The sequence below is a fragment of the Nevskiales bacterium genome (assembly GCA_035574475.1).
GTDB lineage: Bacteria > Pseudomonadota > Gammaproteobacteria > Nevskiales > DATLYR01 > DATLYR01.
The window spans coordinates 1-4,741 of record DATLYR010000167.1 but is presented as its reverse complement, the minus strand read 5'-3'; the positions used below and the strand labels follow the sequence as shown (position 1 = coordinate 4,741).

The 4,741-nt window shown below is 66.6% G+C and carries 5 protein-coding genes; all 5 read right to left on the bottom strand.

What is annotated here, in order from left to right; genetic code table 11:
• The coding region (locus VNJ47_10290; GenBank protein HXG29218.1) for a polyphosphate kinase 2 family protein at positions 1-407 on the bottom strand (407 nt) is incomplete at its 3' end.
• A gap of 31 nt (positions 408-438) precedes the next feature.
• Positions 439-1,260, bottom strand: coding sequence for a 4-hydroxy-tetrahydrodipicolinate reductase (dapB, locus tag VNJ47_10285; protein HXG29217.1), 822 nt, complete (start codon positions 1,258-1,260; stop codon positions 439-441).
• A 48-nt stretch (positions 1,261-1,308) separates the two neighbouring features.
• Complete coding sequence (gene dnaJ, locus VNJ47_10280; GenBank protein ID HXG29216.1) at positions 1,309-2,448, bottom strand: molecular chaperone DnaJ; 1,140 nt, start codon at positions 2,446-2,448, stop codon at positions 1,309-1,311.
• 99 nt (positions 2,449-2,547) lie between these two features.
• Entirely contained in the window at positions 2,548-4,479 is a 1,932-nt protein-coding gene (gene dnaK / locus VNJ47_10275) for a molecular chaperone DnaK (protein HXG29215.1), read from the bottom strand.
• A gap of 67 nt (positions 4,480-4,546) precedes the next feature.
• Positions 4,547-4,741 (bottom strand): nucleotide exchange factor GrpE (grpE, locus tag VNJ47_10270; GenBank protein ID HXG29214.1); only part of this gene is annotated, 195 nt, incomplete at its 5' end.

Here is a 4,741-nt window from a genome sequence, read left to right as displayed (position 1 = left end):
CGCACCACCAGCACCTCCTCGTAATAGCTGCGGTTGAACACGCCGATGCGGCCGCGCTCGGGGGCGCAGCGCATGCAGCGCCACAGGAAGTCATGGTCCAGCTCTTCGCTGCTGGGCTGCTTGAAGGAGAACACCTGGCAGCCGGCGGGATCGACGCCGGTCAGCACCGCGCGGATGGTGCCGTCCTTGCCGGCGGCGTCCATGGCCTGGAATACCAGCAGCACGGCATGGTTGTCGTGCGCATAGAGCATGCGCTGCAGGCTATCCAGTTCCTCGACGCAGGCCTGCAGCCGCTGCTTGCTGTCCTGCTTGTCCGGCGCCGGGGCCGGCGGCGCGCAGGCGGCGCGGCGGTAACGGAACGAGCCGTCGTAAGGCACGCGATAGGGACTGGCCACCGCCTTGAACATGCGCTCTCCCGCCCGCTGCGCCGGGCTCTGCTTATTTCAGGCCCAGCACGTCCTGCATGTCGTACAGCCCGGCCTTGCGGCCGGCCAGCCACAGCGCGGCGCGCATCGCGCCGTTGGCGAAGGTCAGCCGGCTGCTGGCCTTGTGCGTGACTTCGACCCGCTCGCCCTCGCCCAGGAACATCACGGTGTGGTCGCCGACCACGTCGCCGCCGCGCACGGTGGCAAAACCGATGGTCTGGCGGTCGCGCACGCCGGTCACGCCCTCGCGGCCGGTCACCGCAACGGCCTTGAGGTCGCGGCCCAGCGCCGCGGCGACCACTTCGCCCATGCGCAGGGCCGTGCCGGAGGGCGCGTCCAGCTTGTGCCGGTGATGCGCCTCGACGATCTCGACGTCCACGCTGTCACCCAGCACGCGCGCGGCCATGTCGAGCAGCTTGAGCGTCAGATTGACGCCAACGCTGAAATTGGGCGCCATAACGACGGGGATGTCGCGCGCGGCGGCGGCGATGCTGGCTTTCTGCGCCGGCGTGAAACCGGTCGTGCCGATGACCATGGACTTGCCGGCCGTCCGGCAGAAGGCCAGCGCCGCCAGGCTTGGCTCCACGCGTGTGAAATCCACCAGCACGTCGAAATCGCCGGCGACGGCTTCCAGGTTCGCCGTGACGGCGACGCCAATCGGGCCAAGCCCCGCGAATACACCCGCATCCTGGCCGACGGCCGGGCTGTCCGGCCGTTCGATCGCCGCGGCCAGCTGCAGGCCGTGCAGCGCGCGGCAGGCCTCGATCAGCGCCCGGCCCATGCGGCCGCCAGCGCCGTGGATGCAGATTCGTACCGGAGTATCGTACGTGCTCATGGGCCCCACCTGTGCGCGAGGCCCTTATTGTGCACGAAGACGCGCAGGCTAGGCCTTGCGGCCTTCGAAGAAACGGCGTGCGCGGTCGGCCCAGGAGCTGTGTTGCGGGCTGTGGCGGTCGCCACCCTGCTCCAGGCTGCGACCGAACTCCTGCAGCAATTCCTTTTGCCGCGGCGTCAGCCGAACCGGCGTTTCGACTTGCACGCGGCAAATCAGATCCCCCGGCACGCCGCCGCGCACCGGCCTGACACCCTTGCCCCGCAGGCGGAACAGCTTGCCGGTCTGGGTTTCCGGCGGCACCTTGAGCAGCACTTTGCCGTCCAGCGTGGGCACCTCCAACTCGCCGCCGAGCGCGGCGGTCACCACGCTGATCGGCACGCTGCAGTGCAGGTCGGCACCCTCGCGGCTGAAGATCGGATGCGGCCGCACTTCGATCTGCACGTACAGGTCACCGGGCGGACCGCCCATCTGGCCGGCCTCGCCCTCGCCGGCCAAGCGGATGCGATCACCGGTATCTACGCCCGGGGGGATCTTGACCGACAGGGTTTTGCTCCTCTGTACACGTCCCTGGCCGCGGCATTCGCGACACGGGTTGGTGATGACCTTGCCGTGGCCGTTGCAGTGCGGGCAGGTCTGCTGCAGCGAGAAAAAGCCTTGCTGCATACGCACCTGGCCTGCACCGCGGCAAGTCGGGCAGATCTGTGGACTGGAGCCGGGCGCGGCACCACTGCCCTTGCAACTGCCGCAGGTTTCCAGCGTCGGCACCTGGATGCGCACGGTATCACCCCTGACCGCCTGCTCGAGATCGATCTGCAAGTGATAGCGCAGGTCGGCGCCGCGGTAGGCCTGTGCGCCCCGGCGACCGTCGCCGCCGCCGAAGATGTCGGCGAACACGTCGCCGAAGATGTCACCGAAGTTGCCGAAGCCGCCGCCGAAGCCCGGCCCGCCGCCCCCGGCCGCACCACCCAACCCGGCATGCCCGAACTGGTCATAGGCCGCGCGCTTCTGTGCGTTCGACAACACCTCGTAGGCCTCGTTGGCCTCCTTGAAGCGCTCCTCGGCGGCCTTGTCACCCGGGTTGCGATCCGGGTGGTTCTTCATGGCCAGGCGGCGATAGGCCTTCTTGATCTCGTCGTCCGAGGCGTTCTTGCTGACGCCGAGGACTTCGTAATAGTCACGCTTGGCCATACTACTCGACCCGCTCCTTAGCAAAAGCAAACGCCCGGCTCGAGCCGCGCGACGCGTCGGCTCCAGACCGGGCAGTTAATTTCGCGCTGCGCGTCGAAATTAACCTTTTTTCTCGTCCTTCACCTCTTCGAACTCCGCGTCCACCGTCTGGCCATCGCCGCTCTTGGTCTCGCTGCCCGCCGCCGCGCTCGCCGACTCGCCGGCCTTGGCCGAGGCGGCCGCGTACGCACGTTCCGCCATCTTGGCCGAGGCTTGCGCCAGTTTCTCACTCTTGGCCTCGATCGTGGCCTTGTCGTCGCCCTTGAGCGCCTCACGCAGCTCGGCCAGCGCCTCTTCGATGGCCTTCTTCTCGTCGGGCTCGACCTTGTCGCCCATTTCCTTGAGGCTCTTCTCCACGCCGTGCGCCAGCGCATCGGCCTGGTTGCGCGCGGTGATCAGCTCGTTGAACTTGCGGTCTTCCTCGGCGTGCGCCTCGGCGTCTTTGATCATCTGCTGGATCTCGGCCTCGGACAGACCCGAGCTGGCCTTGATCTGGATGGTCTGCTCCTTGCCCGTGGCCTTGTCCTTGGCCGACACGTGCAGAATGCCGTTGGCGTCGATGTCGAAGGTCACCTCGATCTGTGGCACGCCGCGCGGCGCCGGCGGGATGCCGGTCAGGTCAAACTTGCCCAGCGACTTGTTGGCGGAGGCGATCTCGCGTTCGCCCTGCAGCACATGCACGGTCACGGCCTGCTGGTTGTCGTCCGCGGTGGTGAAGGTCTCGGTCTTGCGCGTCGGGATCGTGGTGTTCTTCTCGATCAGCTTGGTCATCTTGCCGCCGAGGGTCTCGATGCCGAGCGACAGCGGGGTCACGTCCAGCAACAGCACGTCCTTGCGCTCGCCGGTCAACACCGAGGCCTGGATCGCGGCACCCACCGCCACGGCCTCGTCCGGGTTCACGTCCTTGCGCGGCTCGCGGCCGAAGAACTCCTTGACCCGCTCCTGCACCTTGGGCATGCGCGTCTGGCCGCCGACCAGGATCACCTCCTGGATGTCGCTGGCCTTCAAACCAGCGTCCTTGAGTGCGATCTGGCAGGGCGCGATGGTCTTTTCGATCAGGTCGGCCACCAGCGCTTCGAGCTTGGCGCGGGTGATTTTCATGTTGAGGTGCTTCGGACCCGACTGGTCGGCCGTGATGTACGGCAGGTTGACGTCCGTTTGCTGGGTCGAAGACAACTCGATCTTGGCCTTCTCGGCCGCCTCCTTCAGGCGCTGCAGCGCGAGCGGGTCCTGCTTGAGATCCACGCCCTGCTCCTTCTTGAACTCGGTGGCGATGTAGTCGATGAGGCGCATGTCGAAGTCCTCACCGCCCAGGAAGGTGTCGCCGTTGGTGGACAGCACCTCGAACTGCTGGTCGCCGTCCACTTCGGCGATCTCGATGATCGAGATGTCGAAGGTGCCGCCACCCAGGTCGTACACGGCGATCTTCTTGTCGCCCTTGACCTTGTCCAGGCCGAAGGCCAGCGCCGCCGCGGTTGGCTCGTTGATGATGCGCTTGACCTCGAGCCCGGCGATGCGGCCGGCGTCCTTGGTGGCCTGGCGCTGCGAGTCGTTGAAATAGGCCGGCACGGTGATGACCGCCTCGGTCACCTTCTCGCCCAGGTAGTCTTCGGCGGTTTTCTTCATCTTCATCAAGACCTGCGCCGAGACCTCCTGCGGCGACAGCTTCTTGCCCTTGACCTCGACCCAGGCATCGCCGTTGTCGGCCTTGACGATCTTGTAAGGCACCATTTCGATGTCCTTCTTGACCATCGGGTCTTCGAAGCGGCGCCCGATCAGGCGCTTGATGGCAAACAGGGTATTGTGCGGATTGGTCACCGCCTGGCGCTTGGCCGGCCGGCCGACGATGGTCTGGCCGTCGTCGGTGTAGGCCACGATGCTGGGCGTGGTGCGCTCGCCCTCGCTGTTCTCGATGACCTTGGGCTGGCCGCCCTCCATGACCGCGACACAGGAGTTGGTCGTGCCCAGATCGATGCCGATGACTTTAGCCATGAGTGTTTGCCTCAAAAATCAATGGGTTTCGGATTCCCAGCCTTAATGGGGGTGCTGGTGCCCGCTTTCAAGCCCCGGGCGGGGCCTTGGCCACCACCACCAGCGCCGGGCGCAGCAGCCGGTCCTGCAGGCGGTAGCCCTTCTGCAGCACCTGGAGGATCGTGTTGGGGGCGTGCTCGGCGCTTTCCACCGCGCTCATGGCCTCGTGGAAGTCAGGGTTGAAGGGCTCGCCGACCGGGTTGACCACACTCACACCGTAACG

What these genes read in the sequence shown, in the direction of transcription:
- dapB (HXG29217.1), bottom strand. Translation starts at nt 1,260, where the DNA reads ATGAGCACGTACGATACTCCGGTACGAATCTGCATCCACGGCGCTGGC.
- dnaJ (HXG29216.1), bottom strand. Translation starts at nt 2,448, where the DNA reads ATGGCCAAGCGTGACTATTACGAAGTCCTCGGCGTCAGCAAGAACGCC.
- dnaK (HXG29215.1), bottom strand. Translation starts at nt 4,479, where the DNA reads ATGGCTAAAGTCATCGGCATCGATCTGGGCACGACCAACTCCTGTGTC.